Origin of the sequence: Variovorax glacialis (genome assembly GCF_051216375.1) — a bacterium.
Classification (GTDB): domain Bacteria; phylum Pseudomonadota; class Gammaproteobacteria; order Burkholderiales; family Burkholderiaceae_C; genus Variovorax.
This window is the reverse complement of sequence record NZ_JBPJZT010000002.1, coordinates 825,424-839,953: the sequence shown is the minus strand read 5'-3', so window position 1 is coordinate 839,953 and position 14,530 is coordinate 825,424. Positions and strand designations below refer to the sequence as shown.

Sequence of the window (14,530 nt, the reverse complement as noted above, 5' to 3'; positions counted from 1 at the left end):
GGGGTTCCTTGGTTGCGGCTCACAGCGAGCTCACGAGGTGCCCGCCGTCGACCGCCAGCACCGAGCCGGTCATGTGCCGCCCGGCGTCGCTCGCCAGCAGCAGCAGCGGGCCGTCGAGGTTCTCGAGCTGGCCGAAACGGCGCGTCGGGATGCGCGAGCGCAGCTTCTCGCCCGGCTCGCTTTCGAGGAAGTCGCGGTTCAGGTCGGTCACGACATAGCCCGGAAGAATCGCGTTGACCCGGATGTCGTAGCGCGCGAGTTCGAGCGCCATCGCCTTGGTCGCTTGCACCAGCCCGGCCTTCGACACCGCATAGGGCGCCACGCCGCCGGCCACGCGCTCCCCGAGGATCGAGGCGATGTTGACGATGCTGCCGCCCTTCTTCGCGGCCACCATCCGGCGTGCCGCCTCCTGCGCGACCATCCATCCGCCCTTCAGGTTGGTCCCGATGACCGAGTCCCAGTCTTCCTCGGTGTGCTGCAGCAGCGGCTTGGTGACGGTCACGCCGGCGTTGTTGACGACGATATCGGCGGGCCCGCCGGCCGAACGCTCGATCTCGTCGAAGCAGGCCTTCACGCTCGCCGCGCTGGTTACGTCGAGACTGACGGCGAGGCACTTGCCGCCGAGACTGCCGATCTCCTCGACCAGTCCGCCGAGCTTGTCGGCGCGTCGCGCGACCACGATGAGTTCGGCCCCTGCCAGCGCCAGGGTGTGGGCGAAGCGACGCCCGAGGCCACTGGACGCACCGGTGACCAGCGCGCGCCGGCCGTCGACCCTGAACATGCTTTCGATACGTTCCGCCATGGTGTTTGCTCCGGCCGGCTCAGAGGGACTTGGCCTGCTCGCGCAGCAGGAACTTCTGGATCTTGCCGGTCGAGGTCTTCGGCAGTTCGCCGAACACCACGTGCTTCGGGCACTTGAAGGTCGCGAGGTTGGCGCGGCACCACTTGATGATCTCCTCGGCCGTTGCGGCATCGGCGTCGGGCTTGAGCGCGACGAAGGCGCAGGGCGTCTCGCCCCATTTCTCGTCGGGCCGGGCGACCACCGCGGCTTCCATCACCTTCGGATGGCGGTAGAGCACCTCCTCGACTTCGAGCGAGGAGATGTTCTCGCCGCCGGAGATGATCACGTCCTTGAGCCGGTCCTTGATCTCGATGTAGCCGTCGGGATGCATCACCGCCAAGTCGCCCGAGCGGAACCAGCCGCCCTTGAAGGCCTCCTCGGTGCCGTTCGGATTGCGCAGGTAGCCCTTCATCACGGTGTTGCCGCGAATCCCGATCTCGCCGACCGTCGTGCCGTCGGGCGGCACGCGCTCGCCGGTATCGGCATCGAGCACCGTCACTTCCTGCTGCGTCGGCATGGCCACGCCCTGGCGCGCCATCTTGGCCGAGCGTCCGCCAAGGTCGAGGCCGTCCCAGTCGTGCTGCCAGGCGCACAGCGTGGCGGGCCCGTAGGTCTCGGTCAGTCCGTAGAGGTGCGTGACCTTGAATCCCAGCTGCTCCATCTGTTCGATCACCGCGCTCGGCGGCGCGGCCCCGCCGGTCGCGACCTCGACCACGTGGCCATAGCGGCCGGAAGGCTTCGCGGGCGAATGGATCATCATGTTCAGCACGATCGGCGCGGCGCAGAAGTGGGTCACGCGCTCGCTTCCGATCAACTCGTAGATGCGCGCCGGCTCGACCTGCCGAAGGCAGACATGCGTGCCGCCGACCAGCGTCACGGCCCACGTATAGGTCCAGCCGCTGCAGTGGAACATCTGCAGCGTCCACAGGTAGGCGGTGTCCGGCGTCAGGCCGAATGCGAGCGCGTTGCCCATGGCGTTCAGGTAGGCGCCGCGATGGTGGTAGACGACGCCCTTGGGGTCGCCGGTCGTGCCCGAGGTGTAGTTGAGCGCGATCGACTGCCACTCGTCGGTCGGCAACTCCCACGCGAATTCGGCGTCGCCTTCCGCGATGAAGGCTTCGTAGTCGACCTTGCCGACCGCCATCGAATCCGGATGGCCGTTCTTGCCCGTCGGGTCGACGATGTCGACCACGAGCAGCGGGCCATCCAGTTCCTTGAGCGCCGCGCGCACGACCTCGGCATGGTCGCGGTCGGCGATCAGCAGCTTGGCGCGCCCATGCTTCAGTCCGAAGCCGATGGCCGGTCCGTCGAGGCGCGTGTTGACGGTGTTCAGGACCGCCCCGATCATCGGCACCCCATAGTGCGCTTCGAGCATCGCCGGCACGTTCGGCGCCATGATCGCGACCGTGTCGCCGATGCCCACACCGGCCCGGCTCAGGGCCGACGCCAGCCGCTTGCAGCGCCGGCACAGCTCGGCGTAGGTGATGCGCCGATCGTCGTGAACCACCGCCACCTTGTCCGGATAGACCTTCGCCGCCCGCTCCAGAAAGCTCAGCGGCGAGAGCGGTACATGGTTGGCCTGGCGACGCTGCAGGCCTTCTTCGTCGCGGACTTTCGTATCGGCGGCCACGTCGTTCACTCCCCGGCGGCGTCGATGCCGAGTACGACCAGGAAGCGCGACACCATGTTGTAGCCCGCGATCGTGCCCATCAGCTCGACCAGCTGCCGCTCGCCGAACAGGAGCCGCGCGCGTTCGATGATCTCGCAGCGCACGGCGACCTGGCGCGTCATGTCGAGCGTCAGGCGCAGGGCGGCGCGCTCGTGCTCGTCGAAGCACTCGGTGTCGTAGCAGGCGGCGGTGACGTCATCCAGCGCATCGAGCTGGGCCTGCTTGCCGCCAGCCGCGAGGAACTCCGGCGCATGCTGGATCCACTCGTAGTCGGCGTTGTTGAGCCGTGCGACGGCGCAGATGGCCAGCTCGTTGATGTGGCGGGGCACTTGCAACTGGTTGCGGATGGCCGCGAACATCGCGTTCCAGCCGCGGGCGAAAGGCGGGCTGTGCAGCAGCATCCGGTCGAGGTTGAGCAGCTTGCCGCTGGAGCGGCGCGCGCGGATCGTCCCGACCAGTTCCGCCACTTCGGGGTGGTCGGTATTGCAGTACTCGATGTTGGGCATGGTGGTGCTCTCCTCGGGGTGTTTCAGATGTCGAAGAACACCGTCTCGCCATCGCCCTGCAGGCGGATGTCGAAACGGTAGATCACCTTGCCGTCGCGCGTCTCGCGCTGTGCGATCAGGGTCTTGCGGCGCACTTCCCACTCGATCAGGTTGAGTACCGGGTCTTTCGCATTGGCGTCGGCCTCGTCGCTGAAGTACAGGCGCGTGTTCAGCCCGAGGTTGATGCCGCGCGCGACGATCCACAGGTTGATGTGCGGCGCCATCGGGCGGCCCTTCCGGCCTGACACGACCCCGGGCTTGATGGTCTCGAAGCTGTAGAGGCCGGTGTCGAAATCGCTGCACGCACGGCCCCAGCCGCGAAACGCCGGGTCGACCGACTTGCCCGGCTGCCGGTCGCCCGAATGGTTGTACTTGCCTTCGGCGTTGGCCTGCCAGCATTCGATCAGCACGTCGCGAACCGCGGTGCCCGAGCCGTCGAACACCGTTCCTTCGATGCGGATGCGCTCGCCCCGGGTCTGCGGCGTGACCAGCACGTTGCCGAAGTTGTTCTCGAAGATGTCGAAGCCGGCCTGGTTCGGTGCCAGCCCGATGTGCACATAGGGGCCCGCCGTCTGGGAGGCCGTCTCGCGAAGAAGGTCCGTCATTGCGCTTCTCCCTGAACCAGGTTCTCGAAGAGCGTGGCCCGCCGCCCGCGCAGCACGATGTCGAAGCGGTAGGCCCGGCTGTCCAGCGGCACGAAGGCGCTCGTGTCCTGCATCGCGATCAGTCCGCGGATCTGCTCCTCGCTCGGAACGATGCGCAGGATGGGGCAGGTGGCAATGAGCGGATCGCCTTCGAAGTACATCTGCGTGATCAGCCGCTGCACCCAGCCGTCGCCCGAGATCGCGTAATGGATGTGCGCCGGGCGCCAGTCGTTCACGCGGTTGCGCCAGGGGTAGGGGCCCGGCCGGATCGTGCGATAGGCGTAGTACCCGTTGGCGTCGGTCAGCATGCGGCCGCAGCCGCCGAAGTTCGGATCGAGGGCGCCGATGTACTGGTCCTTCTTGTGCCGGTAGCGGCCGCTGGCATTGGCCTGCCAGACTTCCACCAGCGCGTTCGCCACCGGGCGTTCGTACTGGTCGCGCACGAAGCCGTGAACGACGATGCGCTCGCCGACCGGCATGCCGTCCTTCGCGGCGTTCATGATCAGGTCGTTGTCCCGCGGGCCCAGTTCCTCGCTGCGGAACACCGGCGCGGTCACTTCCGACAGCGACTGCTGCAGCGAGATCAACGCGTTGCGCGGGCTGCGCAGCACGCTGGTCTTGTAGGCCGGCGCATAGGCCGCCGGGTGCGACGTGGTGTCGCGCATCATGAATTCGTCGCCTGCGACGGGTGCTCTCGACATCGCGCTCTCCTGCACTGTCAGGCCGTTGCGCCGGTCATTTTCGGCTTGTCGGCCATGGCCTGTTCGCGGATGCGGTCGTACTCCGCCTTTGGAACCGGCACGGCGTTCTTGTCGCCGAGGTCATTGAGGTGCACGCGGTAGGTCTCGCGCGCGGTCCATGCCGAGATGGCGGCCACGATGCAGATGGCGAGCGTGATGCAGCCGATGGTCATCGGGATGTTGGTGGCGCCTGGAGGCGCGACTGCGACGAACAGCACCGGCAGCAGTGCCGTCACCGCCGTGCCCAGGTTCTGCGAGATGGCCATGCCCGAGACGCGCGTGCGCGTCGGGAACATTTCCGGATAGAAGCTCGGATACACGGCGTTGTAGCCCTGGTAGACCACGCCCCACATCAGCAGCGACATGACGATCGCCATCGGCACGTTGTGGATGCTGATCGCGTAGAGGTAGCCGAAGGACAGCACCCCCGAGGCCAGCGCACCGATGATGATCGGCGGGCGGCGGCCGATCTTGTCCGCCAGGTTGCCCACGAAGGGGATCACCAGCACCGCGACGATGTTGCCCATCACCGGGATCCAGAGGTAGACATCCTTCTCGAAGCGGATGCCGTAGCCCGGTTGCACCGCATAGGCGGCGCCGAAGATGGTGGCGACCACCGGGATCACGTTCATGAGCGAGCACAGCATCACGCGCACCATGTCGCGCCAGCTGTCGGTGATCGCCTGGATCACGGGCGCCTTGGGCACGCCGCCTTGCGCGGATTCCTCGGCGAAGGCCGGCGTCTCGTGGACCTCGCGCCGGATGATGTAGCCGGCCACGATCACGATGAAGCTCAGCAGGAAGGGAATGCGCCAGCCCCAGGAGTTGAAGGCTTCCGCCGGCATGTAGTGCGCCAGGGGCAGGAACACCGCCGCGGCCATGATCTGCCCGGCCTGCACCCCCTGGAGCGTGAAGCTCGCGAAGAAGCCGCGACGCCCGAAGGGCGCGTGCTCCAGGATCATCGAACTCGCACCGGAGATCTCGCCGGCCACCGCGAAGCCCTGGATCAGCCGCAGCACCACCAGCAGCAGGGGCGCCCACGCGCCGATCTGCGCATAGGTCGGCAGCAGGCCGACGGCCACGGTGGAGAAGCCCATCAGGAACATGCAGACGATCAGCACCATCTTGCGGCCGTGCGTGTCGCCCCAGTGGCCGAGAAAGAACGCACCAATGGGCCGGGCGACATAGCCCACGCCGTAGGTCGCGAGCGACGCGATGATGGCGACCTTGGGGTCGGTGTTGGGGAAGAAGATCTGCGGAAAGATCAGCGACGCCGCCGTCGCGTAGATGAAGAAGTCGTAGTACTCGAGCGCCGAGCCTATCCAGCCACTCGCGGTGGCCTTCTTGGTCTGATGCGTGCCATGCGGCTCATGGTCTGGTTGATTTGCCATTCGATGTCTCCAGTTTCGACTTGCCGATCAGGAACCTCGGGCTGCCGACCGGCATACGGCAGCCTGCATGACAAAGCGTGTGGAAGAAAACCTTAGACCTCATGAAGGCGCTCCGCAAGCAGCGGCGGCCTCGTCTGCTCGTCCTCCGGACAACCTGTCCGGTGATCGCTTCAAACAAGGGTCATCCCTCATGAGGAGCCCGCGGACTGCGATCACTTCGATCCGGCCTGCTGCGCTTGCGACGCCATGCGCGCGGGCGCGTTGAGCGCACCGTAGGCGTCGTAGGCGCCGGCACGCTGCACGATCTCGAAGAAAAAGCGGTCGCCGAAGCTTTCCGTGTAGATGTGGAAGTAGTCGCCGTCCGCGCTGCGATCGAAGAGGATGCCGAGCGTTCGCATGCGTTCGACGATCGGCGGCGCGATGTCGAAGCGGGTGGCGAGGTCGTCGTAGTAGTTGGGCGAGATCGGGACGAAGGACGCGCCGCGTTCACGCATCTGTTCGACGGCGGCAAAGATGTCCGTCGCGCCGAACGCGATGTGGTGGACACCGCCGCCCCTGCCGCTGGATGCCACGGTGCGTGCCGTGCGGGTGCGCTGGCTCAGCGAGACGTTGAGCACGAAGCGCAGCGTGCGCTCCGCATTGGCCAGGCCGCTCGTCCGGATCAGGCCGAAGGGGTCGGCGAGTTCGAGGCTTTCCCCCGGCGAGAGTCCCAGCACGGCGCGACAGAACAGCACCCAGCTGTCGAGCTGGTCCTGGGCGAGTCCCAGCGCCAGATGGTCCACGCATTGCAGTAGCGGCGCGACATTGGCGCCATCGGGTTCGGGTATGAAGTCGATTTGGTCGAAGCCCACGCTCGCAGGATCGGGCACGAAATGGATCACCGTGCCGCCGGGTGCGACGATGGCCGGCAGGCGCATCTCCTGTTCCCCGATCGGGCTGTCGAAGCGTGCCGAGAGCAGGGCAGCGGCGCGGCTGGCCGCCACTTCCGGATCGGTCGTTCCGAGGCCCAGTGCGTAGACCGTCGGGCCCTGCTGGTCGAAACGCTGGCGCGCCAACGAATCGGCCTGCGAATTGACGACCAGCCGGATGTCGCCTTGCGCATACAGGACGGCCTGCTTGCTGCGATGCCGGCCGGCGAGACGGAATCCCATCTGTTCGAGCACGGTCCCGAGCGCGGCCGCCGCAGCCTCGTCGACCGCGAACTCCAGGAAGCGGAAGCCCGTGAGCCGCGGCATCGCGGGCGGATCGAAGAGCCCGGCGCGCACCGCCGGGTCGCTCCGACCGGGCGCAGACCGAAGACGCGTCCGGACCTCGCTCTCCAGAAGCAGAAGCGAGCGAAGCGCATCGGTCGCGGTGCGGCGATTCGGCGTCTCGCGGAAGACGTCGTTGAAGATCTCCAGCGACAGCGGACCGGTGTAGCCCGCGCGCAGCACGACCTCCAGGAAGCCCACCATGTCGAACTGACCCTGGCCGGGGAAGTTGCGGAAGTGCCGTGCCCACTGCAGCACGTCCATCGCCAGCCGGGGCGCATCGGCCATCTGCAGGAAGGCGATCTTGTCGCCGGGGATGTCCGCGATGCCGGCAGGATCGTCGTTCAGCGACAGAGTGTGGAAGCTGTCGAGAATCAGGCCGAGGTTCGGATGATCGGCCCGTCGCACACGCTCCCAGGCCTGCGCGAAACGGTTGACGTGGCGGCCCCAGGCGAGGGCCTCGTAGCCGATGCGCAGGTTGCGCCGGGCGGCTCGTTCGGCCAACTCGCGCAGTTGATCGACGGCCCGGTCGACCTCGGGGAGCGAGGCAGGCGAGGTGTTCGAGCACACCAGCACCAGGGGTGCGCCGAGAGACTGCATCAGGTCGAACTTGCGCTCGGCCCGGTCCAGGCTTCGCTCGTACTGCGCCTGCGGCATCCCTTCGAAATCCCGGAACGGCTGGTACAGGTCGAGACTGAGACCCAGGTCCGACAGCATCGTCCGAAGCTCGCCGGCGCTGCCGGCGAACTGGATGAAATCGGGCTCGAACAGCTCGATGCCGTCGAAGCCCGCCGCCGAGATGGCTTCGAGTTTCTGGCGCAGCGTGCCGCTCAGCGAGACCGTGGCGATGGAGCGGTGCATATCGTTTTCCCCGTGAGAGGTCTGTTGGATGACAAGCGCAGGGCGAGCGTAACGAGCGCGCCTTTGCTGCACAATGGCTGCGCCTTGCGCACTGACCGCTTGGCGGCTGCACCCGTCCGATCAACGCTCGTTTAGATGGTTTCTACGGATGTCCGCACCTGTCCATTCGCCCCCTTCGACCGATGGATTCCCGATCGAACCGGAAGATCACATCGAAGGCCTGGCTCGCGGCCTCACGGTCATCGAGGCTTTCGATGCCTCGCATCCCCGCATGAGCGCTTCCGAAGTGGCTGCTCGCACAGGACTGTCGCGCACCGCGTCGCGCCGCCATCTGCTCACGCTCTGCCATCATGGCTATGCCCACACCGACGGCAAGCTGTTCTGGCTGACGGCGCGCGTGCTCCGGCTCGGAGAAAGCTACCTGGATGCGGCGCGCGTGCCGCGCCTGGTCCAGCCCGCGATCGAGCACCTCTCGGCCCGCACCAGCGAGACGGTCAATGTCAGCGTGCTGGAGGGCCACGACGTGGTCTACATCTCGCGCAGCAACAGCCCCCGGCTGGTGTCGGTCGGCTTCTACCCCGGCTTGCGCGTCGCGGCGCACGTGGTGACGCCGGGGGTCGCGCTGCTCGCCACGCTCGAAGACGGCAGGCTGCAGCGCTGGGTCGCCGAGCATGTGTTCACGGCCTTCACGTCGAAGACGGTCACCGACCCGGCTGTCTTCCTGGAGCACGTGCGTGCGGCGAGGGAGCTGGGGTACTGGATCATCGAGGAACACCTCGATCCCGCCTTGCTCGGCGTGGCGATGGCCGTGCGCGACCGACGCGGCGTCGCCGTCGCCGCGATCAGCATGACGCTGCAGATGCGCTCGTGGACACGCGAGCAGGTCATCGCGCGACTGGTGCCGGCCTTGAGCGAAACGGCGCAGTCGCTGCGGCCGCTGCTCTAGGCGCTGAACAGGGCGCGCACGCCGGAGAGGTCCGCCCCGATCTCTCGCGCCACGCCTTCCATGCCGAAGAACGACAGGTATTCAGGCACTTGCTGGATCAGCATTTCGAAGCCCGGATAGGCGCGGACGCCCCGGGCCTCGCAGGCGCGCAGCAGGGGCGTGGGCTGGTTCTTCATGAGGATGTCGACCACGCAGGCATCGGTATCCAGCCGCGCGACATCGAAGGGCAGCGGATCGTCGAGGTTCAGCCCGAGCGGCGTGGCATTGATGACCAGGTCATAGCCGGCGGGGTCGGGCTTCGCGACCGACGTGACTTCGCAATCGAAGCTTTCGCTCAGGCGAGCCGCGATCTCGATCGCCGGGCCGGGATTCCTGGCGTTGAGGACGACGCTGCCGGCCCGACGCGCCGCCAGCGATGCGGCGATCGCGACCCCGGCGCCACCCACGCCCACTACCAGGATGCGCTGCCCCTCGATCGGTACCGCCCAGTGGTCGAGCGCCTTGGTGAAGCCCAGGCCATCGAACAGCGCGCCTTCGATCGACCCGTCCGCGTTGCGCCGCGCCGCGTTGACCGCGCCAGCGGCGCGCCCCAGTGCATCGCAACGGTCCAGCAACGGGATCATGTTGCTCTTGTGGGGAATCGTGAGCCACAGGCCGTCGATGTTGCGCGCCTTCAGCGCCTGCGTCGCAAAGGCCGCGAAGTCTGCTGGCGCCACATGGGCAGGGACCAGCACCGCGTCAACGCCGTGCTCGCGGAAGAGATGGTTGAAGGCCTGCGGCGCCTTCACTTGCGCCACGGGGTCGCCCAGGATGAGGAAGACGCGCGTACTGCCTGAGATGTTCATGGGCCGGCCCCGAGGTGTGATGTGGTCGGCGACAGGTTAGGCATCAGGCGCGAGCGAGACAACAGCTTCGGCGCCGCGTTGCACGATGACCGGTCGAAGTGCGCGCCATGCGCTCGGATCGAGGGTAAACCACCACGCCCTCGGTCACTGCGCAGGCACTACTCGCCCTTGATCCCGACCTGTTTGATCACCGCATCCCAGCGTGCCATCTCCTTGTCGATGAAGGCGGCGAACTCCGCGGGCGTGGTGCCCATCGGCTGCAGGCCGAGCCCGACCATCTTCTGGCTCACTGCCGGCTCGGCCAGGATCGCATTCACTTCGCTGGACAGTCGGTCCACGATGGGCTGCGGCGTCGCCGCCGGTGCCATGAAGCCAAACCAGCCGTAGCCGATCACGTTGGGGAAGCCCTGTTCGCGCAAGGTCGGCGCGGAAGGGTAGACCGGCGAGCGCTGTTCCGAGGCCACGCCCAGCACGCGCAGCTTGCCGTTCTGGATGAACGGCAGGGCCGAGGTGATGGCGGTGAGCGTGGCATCGACGCGGCCGGCCAGCAACTCGGTGTAGGCGGTCGCGTCGCCGCGAAAGTGCACGTTCAGCCCCTTGACGCCAGCCTCCTTGAAGAACAGCTCGGCCGCCAGGTGCGGGCCGGAGCCGCTGCCCGGCGACGCGAAGGTGAGGCCGCGCTCCTTGTTGGCCTTGCCGTAGGCCACGAGGTCTGCAGGTGTCTTGAAGGGCGAGTCGGCGTTGACGATTAGGAAAACCGGCGCCACCGCCGTCAGGCTCACCGCGCGCAGGTCCTTGCGCGGGTCGTAGCTCAGCTTGCCGTAGAGGCTCTCGACCATGGCGTAGGGCGCTGCCACGTACAGCAGGGTGTAGCCGTCGGGCGCGGCGCGCGCCACGAACTCGTTGCCCACGCGCGTGCCGGCGCCGGGCTTGTTCTCGACCAGGAAGGGGTGCCCCAGTCGCTTGCCCAGTTCCTCGGCCAGGATGCGCGCCGAGATGTCGTTGGATCCGCCGGCCCCGTAGGGCGAGATGACGCGCACCGGCTTGTCCGGCCAGGCGCGTCCCGCCTGCGCGTGCGCGACGTCGACGCCGGCCGCGAGGGCCGAGGCCAGCGCGCCGGCCCGGACGAGGAAGCTGCGGCGTGTCGTGTCGTTCATGGGTCTTGTCTCCGTTTGTTCGTACATGTTCAGTCGGCAAGCCGCACCAGCGGCGGATAGGCAAAGCGGAATTCCAGGTGCGCCTGGCGTGGCTGGTAGAGGCGCAGCGTGAGATAGAAGGGCTCCGGCGGCGCGGGCAGCCAGTTGGCCCGATCGTGCGGCTCGGACGGCGCGGCATGCTGGATCGCGATGCGCAGGCCGCCGTCCGCATCCCATCGCAGGCCCCGCGTGCGGTCGCCGATCGAGTAGCGGTCGATCGGGTTGTCGACCAGCAGGCAATCGGCCTTGCGGTACATCGTGAGCGACCAGAAGGCGTCGACCTGCGGGCCCGCGCCCGGCGGGAAGTGAAGCGTGTAGCGATGCGTGCCGTCGAGCGGGCGGCCCTGGTCGTCGACTTCGGCCACGGGGTACATCGCCTCCTCGATGCCCAATGCGCCGATCAGGTTGCGCGCCACGCGGGCGCGCAGCGCGAACTGCGTACCCCAGTCGGTGCGTATGGCCATCGGCACGCTCCACCCGCCACCGATGTCGGAAGGCTGCGCGTCCTCGCGCAGCGCCTGGCAGACTTCGGTCAATGCCTGCTGCAGGCGCGGCTCGCCTTCGCCCAGGGCCTGCTGCCAGAGCGACTGGGCAGCGTGGTCGGCCGGCGGCGACGGGTTGCGTGCCCAGGTCGCATCGACGATGGCGTGATACGCCTGCGCTTGCGGCGTGTCGGTCTTGCGTCCGTCCATCGCGGTGTCGGCCACGCGTGCGGCGGGTTGCAGGTCATGCGCCCGCAGGATCGAGAACTGCTGCTGCAACTGCGCGACGCGCGCCAGGTCGGCCGCATCGTCGTCGACCAGGATGCGGCCGATGATCCACACGTCATCGCCTGGCGCTGCAATCTCGACCATGTCTACCGGCAGCGTGCCGGTCCATCGCGGACCGTGGACGAATAAGCGCTGCGCACGGTTGCCGGTCGTGCGGCGCCCGGCGTACGCAAAAGGGTTGGTCCACATGTTGAGGAAGCCCAGGGTCCAGTAGCGCTCGCCCATGTCGGGCACCTCGATCACCATCGGCCCCTCGGAGAGGTCGAGCCAGGCGTTGGTGTAGAGCGTGTCGTTGTTGGGCGTGACCACCTCGCGGTCGCGCGGCGTCAGCAGCCGCTTCGAATGGGTGAAGGTGTTGAGCCAGCGCAGCGTCGATCCGGCATCCGGTCCGGCGAAGCCATGCTGCGGGTGCCGACGCGGCGCGGTGGCCGCACGCATGCGCGCCATCTCGTACAGGGGCAGGGTGCGCAGCACGGCCTCGTGGGTCACCGGCGGGTTCTCGCGCTTCATGCCACGCGCTCCAGCTTCGGCATGCGGTACTCGCCGCTCAGGAATGCGGGCTGCGGGTGGTAGACGCGCAGGATCAGGTAGAAGGCCCCACTCGGTGCGGGCAACCAGTTCTCCTCGGGCCCTGGCGGGCGCTGGCGCGACACGTAGAGGGTCAGGCTGCCGTCCGGGTTCCGCTCGAGCGCGCTGCGATTGCCCAGCGCGTGGCGGCCGATCGGGTTGGCCGCGAAGTAGCGGTCCGCGCCGTAGAGCGAGATCGACCAGAACGCGCCGGCGGGGATGCGGCCGCCGTCCTCGAAATGCAGTCGGTAGAGGAGATCGCCATCGAGCACTTCGGCCTGGTCGTCGTAGTCCGTGGTTGCGTAGATGGCCTCGTCGCCGGCCAGCGCGCCCAGGCCCTTCCAGGCGGTGGCTGCGCGGAGCAGCAAGTCGTCACCGTAGCGGCCCAGCCGCGTCGAATAGCGCCAGGGTGCCTTCGACGGCGGGCGCGAGGCGCCGTCGATGATCTTCATCGCCGACGCGTAGGCGATGCGCAGGCCCTCCAGCGTTGCGGGGCGCAGGTCGCCGAGTGCGCCGCCGGCATCGAGCTTCACGTGGGCGCCGCGCAGCAGATCGAACGCGCCTCGCTGCGAAGCCGGCGGCGGGAAGTCATGAAGCGCGCGCGCCAGGTTGCCGAAGAATTCGAGCGCGGGATCGTCACCGCCGGCTTGCCACCGCGCCACGCTGGCGGGTGCTTCTGCCGTCTCCGTCCCGTCGATGGTGAAGCCCGCCTGGAAGCCCCGCGCGGCAGCGATATCCGCGTCGCCGTCCACCAGCACGCGCCCGAGCACCCAGACCAGCGAAGTCGGGCAATGGATCGGCGTGGTGCCTTCCGGCACGGCCTGCGTGCCCTCCGGTCCCACGAGTGCGAAGCGGCCGCCTTGCTGCGGCACGTTGCGTGTGCCGATGTTGTGGAAGTTGTTGGTGTACGCATCGAGCAGTTCCAGCACGAAGTAGCGGCCGGTCTGCGCCGGCACCGTGATCACCACCGGTCCGCGACGCAGGTCGATCCACGCGTTGCTGTAGAGCAGGTCGTTGGCGGGTGTCACGATGTCGCGGTCGCGGTCGGTCCAGCGCTCGGCGCTGTGGCCGAAGCGATTGAAGGGTGCGCGTCCGTAGGCCGCCGCGCCGGGCGTGGTCTGCACATGGCAGGTACGCACGGATTCGAGCAGGGGGTAGCCGGCCACCACCGCCGGCACCGCGCAGTGCGCGATCCAGGCGGCCTGGGGCGAGTTGAAATCGTTGTGGAGGAATGCGTCGTTCATCGGTCTTGTCTCCTAGTCGGGTTTCACGCCACTCGCCTGCACCACGCGCGCCCAGGTGGCGATGTCTTCGTGCCATTGCTTGTCGAAGCCCTCGCGCGAGATCGGGTCGGCCTCCATGCCCAGGCTCTTCACCTTTTCGATCACCTCGGGGCGCCGGAGCGCACGGCTCGCGGCCTGCGCCAATTGCTGCGTGGTGTCGGGCGGCAGGCGTGCGGGCGCGAACAGGGCGAACCAGCTTTCGGTGTCGAAGGGGGTGCGGCCCTCGACCAGCGTCGGCACTTCGGGCAGCGCCAACGAACGTCGGGTGCCGGTCACCGCCAGTGCCTTGATTCGCCCGGCGCGCAGCAGCGGCAGCGCGCCGGCCACGTCGGCCATCGCCAGCTGGATCTGCCCGCCCACCACGTCCTGCAGCAGCGGCGCGACGCCCTTGTAGGGCACGTGGACCGTTTCGATGCCGGTGGCGAGCCGCAGGCTTTCCATCGCCAGGTGGCCGCCCGAACCGTTGCCCCACGAGCCGTACATCAGCGGCTCGCGGCTCCGCTTGGCAAGGGCCACCATCTCCGGCGCACTGTTCGCCGCGTAGTTCGGATTCGCCACCAGCACATTGCCGCCGTGCGCCACGCGGGCGATGGCGGTGAAGTCGTCGGGGCGGTACTTCAAATCCTTGAACAGGGCCGGCGCGATGGCGTGCGTGGCGCTGATGCCGAGCACCAGCGTGTGGCCGTCCGGTGTCGCGCGCGCCACCTGTGCGCTGCCGAGGGTGCCGGTCGCGCCGGGCACGTTGTCGACGATCACCGTGGCGCCCAGCTCCTGCGAGAGCGATTGCGCCAGCAGGCGTCCCATCACGTCCGTGCCGCCGCCGGCCGGGAAGGGCACGATCAGGCGGATCGGCTTGTCGCCCAATGCGGCGCTGGCGAGCGGCCATTGCGAAGCCGCCAACAGTGCGGCGCCGGCCTGCAGAAGCAGCGCGCGTCGGCGGGGGAATGTGCGCATCTCTTGTCTCCTTGTCTTGTGTCGATTC

The 14,530-nt window shown here is 67.9% G+C and carries 13 protein-coding genes; 1 reads left to right on the top strand and 12 read right to left on the bottom strand.

Annotation, left to right across the window (positions count from 1 at the left end; genetic code table 11):
- Nucleotides 1-19 precede the first annotated feature (19 nt).
- From ACSFBL_RS08360 to ACSFBL_RS08330, 7 genes are all read right to left on the bottom strand, one after another.
- The gene (locus ACSFBL_RS08360) at nucleotides 20-802 is read right to left on the bottom strand and encodes an SDR family NAD(P)-dependent oxidoreductase (protein ID WP_435515273.1); all 783 of its coding nucleotides are present in this window, start codon (nucleotides 800-802) and stop codon (nucleotides 20-22) included.
- A 19-nt stretch (nucleotides 803-821) separates the two neighbouring features.
- Nucleotides 822-2,471: an acyl-CoA synthetase gene (locus ACSFBL_RS08355; RefSeq protein ID WP_435515272.1), complete on the bottom strand. Its 1,650-nt coding sequence runs from the start codon at nucleotides 2,469-2,471 to the stop codon at nucleotides 822-824.
- A 5-nt stretch (nucleotides 2,472-2,476) separates the two neighbouring features.
- Entirely contained in the window at nucleotides 2,477-3,016 is a 540-nt protein-coding gene (locus ACSFBL_RS08350; RefSeq protein WP_435515271.1) for a carboxymuconolactone decarboxylase family protein, read from the bottom strand.
- Nucleotides 3,017-3,039: 23 nt separating this feature from the next.
- Entirely contained in the window at nucleotides 3,040-3,660 is a 621-nt protein-coding gene (gene pcaG, locus ACSFBL_RS08345) for a protocatechuate 3,4-dioxygenase subunit alpha (protein ID WP_435515270.1), read from the bottom strand.
- Entirely contained in the window at nucleotides 3,657-4,400 is a 744-nt protein-coding gene (gene pcaH / locus ACSFBL_RS08340) for a protocatechuate 3,4-dioxygenase subunit beta (RefSeq protein WP_435515269.1), read from the bottom strand. Before pcaH ends, pcaG begins: the two co-directional genes overlap by 4 nt.
- A 17-nt stretch (nucleotides 4,401-4,417) precedes the next feature.
- Nucleotides 4,418-5,830: an MFS transporter gene (locus tag ACSFBL_RS08335; protein WP_435515268.1), complete on the bottom strand. Its 1,413-nt coding sequence runs from the start codon at nucleotides 5,828-5,830 to the stop codon at nucleotides 4,418-4,420.
- Nucleotides 5,831-6,042: 212 nt separating this feature from the next.
- The gene (locus ACSFBL_RS08330; RefSeq protein WP_435515267.1) at nucleotides 6,043-7,941 is read right to left on the bottom strand and encodes a bifunctional sugar phosphate isomerase/epimerase/4-hydroxyphenylpyruvate dioxygenase family protein; all 1,899 of its coding nucleotides are present in this window, start codon (nucleotides 7,939-7,941) and stop codon (nucleotides 6,043-6,045) included.
- Nucleotides 7,942-8,089: 148 nt separating this feature from the next.
- Here ACSFBL_RS08330 and ACSFBL_RS08325 point away from each other — a divergent pair, with 148 nt between their 5' ends.
- Nucleotides 8,090-8,887 (top strand): IclR family transcriptional regulator domain-containing protein, encoded by a 798-nt coding sequence (locus ACSFBL_RS08325; protein WP_435515266.1) that lies wholly within the window; start codon nucleotides 8,090-8,092, stop codon nucleotides 8,885-8,887.
- On the opposite strand, the gene ACSFBL_RS08320 is transcribed toward ACSFBL_RS08325, so the two are convergent.
- The 5 genes from ACSFBL_RS08320 to ACSFBL_RS08300 all read right to left on the bottom strand — a co-directional run bounded on the left by ACSFBL_RS08320 (nucleotide 8,884) and on the right by ACSFBL_RS08300 (nucleotide 14,502).
- On the bottom strand, nucleotides 8,884-9,732 hold the full coding sequence (locus ACSFBL_RS08320; protein ID WP_435515265.1) for a shikimate dehydrogenase family protein: 849 nt from the start codon (nucleotides 9,730-9,732) through the stop codon (nucleotides 8,884-8,886). The two genes, ACSFBL_RS08325 and ACSFBL_RS08320, sit on opposite strands and share 4 nt — an antisense overlap.
- Nucleotides 9,733-9,890: 158 nt before the next feature.
- Entirely contained in the window at nucleotides 9,891-10,889 is a 999-nt protein-coding gene (locus ACSFBL_RS08315; RefSeq protein WP_435515264.1) for a Bug family tripartite tricarboxylate transporter substrate binding protein, read from the bottom strand.
- Between the two features lie 29 nt (nucleotides 10,890-10,918).
- Nucleotides 10,919-12,208, bottom strand: coding sequence for a DUF1254 domain-containing protein (locus ACSFBL_RS08310; protein WP_435515263.1), 1,290 nt, complete (start codon nucleotides 12,206-12,208; stop codon nucleotides 10,919-10,921).
- Nucleotides 12,205-13,509 carry a DUF1254 domain-containing protein gene (locus tag ACSFBL_RS08305; RefSeq protein WP_435515262.1) on the bottom strand — a complete coding sequence of 435 codons (1,305 nt, stop codon included), beginning with the start codon at nucleotides 13,507-13,509 and terminating at the stop codon, nucleotides 12,205-12,207. The genes ACSFBL_RS08310 and ACSFBL_RS08305 overlap by 4 nt, the downstream gene beginning before the upstream one ends.
- A 12-nt stretch (nucleotides 13,510-13,521) precedes the next feature.
- Nucleotides 13,522-14,502: a tripartite tricarboxylate transporter substrate binding protein gene (locus ACSFBL_RS08300; protein WP_435515261.1), complete on the bottom strand. Its 981-nt coding sequence runs from the start codon at nucleotides 14,500-14,502 to the stop codon at nucleotides 13,522-13,524.
- Nucleotides 14,503-14,530: the final 28 nt, after the last annotated feature.

What these genes read in the sequence shown, in the direction of transcription:
- ACSFBL_RS08360 (WP_435515273.1), bottom strand. Translation starts at nt 802, where the DNA reads ATGGCGGAACGTATCGAAAGCATGTTCAGGGTCGACGGCCGGCGCGCG.
- ACSFBL_RS08350 (WP_435515271.1), bottom strand. Translation starts at nt 3,016, where the DNA reads ATGCCCAACATCGAGTACTGCAATACCGACCACCCCGAAGTGGCGGAA.
- pcaG (WP_435515270.1), bottom strand. Translation starts at nt 3,660, where the DNA reads ATGACGGACCTTCTTCGCGAGACGGCCTCCCAGACGGCGGGCCCCTAT.
- pcaH (WP_435515269.1), bottom strand. Translation starts at nt 4,400, where the DNA reads ATGTCGAGAGCACCCGTCGCAGGCGACGAATTCATGATGCGCGACACC.
- ACSFBL_RS08335 (WP_435515268.1), bottom strand. Translation starts at nt 5,830, where the DNA reads ATGGCAAATCAACCAGACCATGAGCCGCATGGCACGCATCAGACCAAG.
- ACSFBL_RS08330 (WP_435515267.1), bottom strand. Translation starts at nt 7,941, where the DNA reads ATGCACCGCTCCATCGCCACGGTCTCGCTGAGCGGCACGCTGCGCCAG.
- ACSFBL_RS08325 (WP_435515266.1), top strand. Translation starts at nt 8,090, where the DNA reads ATGTCCGCACCTGTCCATTCGCCCCCTTCGACCGATGGATTCCCGATC.
- ACSFBL_RS08320 (WP_435515265.1), bottom strand. Translation starts at nt 9,732, where the DNA reads ATGAACATCTCAGGCAGTACGCGCGTCTTCCTCATCCTGGGCGACCCC.
- ACSFBL_RS08315 (WP_435515264.1), bottom strand. Translation starts at nt 10,889, where the DNA reads ATGAACGACACGACACGCCGCAGCTTCCTCGTCCGGGCCGGCGCGCTG.
- ACSFBL_RS08310 (WP_435515263.1), bottom strand. Translation starts at nt 12,208, where the DNA reads ATGAAGCGCGAGAACCCGCCGGTGACCCACGAGGCCGTGCTGCGCACC.
- ACSFBL_RS08305 (WP_435515262.1), bottom strand. Translation starts at nt 13,509, where the DNA reads ATGAACGACGCATTCCTCCACAACGATTTCAACTCGCCCCAGGCCGCC.
- ACSFBL_RS08300 (WP_435515261.1), bottom strand. Translation starts at nt 14,502, where the DNA reads ATGCGCACATTCCCCCGCCGACGCGCGCTGCTTCTGCAGGCCGGCGCC.